Origin of the sequence: Halopseudomonas sp., assembly GCF_036961105.1 — a bacterium.
In the GTDB taxonomy this organism is placed as follows: Bacteria; Pseudomonadota; Gammaproteobacteria; order Pseudomonadales; family Pseudomonadaceae; genus Halopseudomonas.
Genome location: NZ_JBALWW010000074.1, coordinates 1 through 524 on the forward strand (window position 1 = coordinate 1; position 524 = coordinate 524).

Annotated in this window: 2 protein-coding genes; both read left to right on the forward strand. The window is 49.0% G+C overall.

What is annotated here, in order from left to right; genetic code table 11:
- The coding region (locus tag V7756_RS19065) for a hypothetical protein (protein WP_335611772.1) at positions 1–195 on the forward strand (195 nt) is incomplete at its 5' end.
- Positions 196–249: 54 nt separating this feature from the next.
- The coding region (locus V7756_RS19070; protein WP_335611773.1) for a hypothetical protein at positions 250–524 on the forward strand (275 nt) is incomplete at its 3' end.

Below are 524 nucleotides of genomic sequence, written 5' to 3' on the forward strand. Positions count from 1 at the left end.
GTTAAAGAAGTTGAAGCTATAGAGCCAGAACGCTACAGCCCTGTTAAAAAAACTGACAGGAAGATTCGTACTATGTCCCGGCCGCAAACGCCTCAAGTAACGCTTGAGGAACGCACGGTCCGCTCGACGAAAACCAATAGAGACGGCTCAAAAACTGGTACAGCCACGAAAGTCTGGGTGCCTGTAGTGAGATAGTTTCTTGTAGATCGAAACCCGCTTCGGCGGGTTTTTTATTGCCCGGAGAAAAGCATGAGCAGTACAGGTAAGACAAAGGTCCTGAGGCTTGATCAGCGAGAAGTCATCTGTCGAGAGTTATCGGTCTCGGATGTGCGAAAGCTCCTTTCGAGCGGCCCGCCTGACAGCTTGGTTGATATGTTATTCCCTGAAATACAGGTATCAGACATCCCGGTATTTACTTCACTCACAGTCGATGAAGTCGAAGAGATGATGCCTAGTGATTTGCGCACTGTGATTGATGCTTGTCGTGAGGTGAATCCCGATTTTTTCGGCATGCTGGCTCGGCT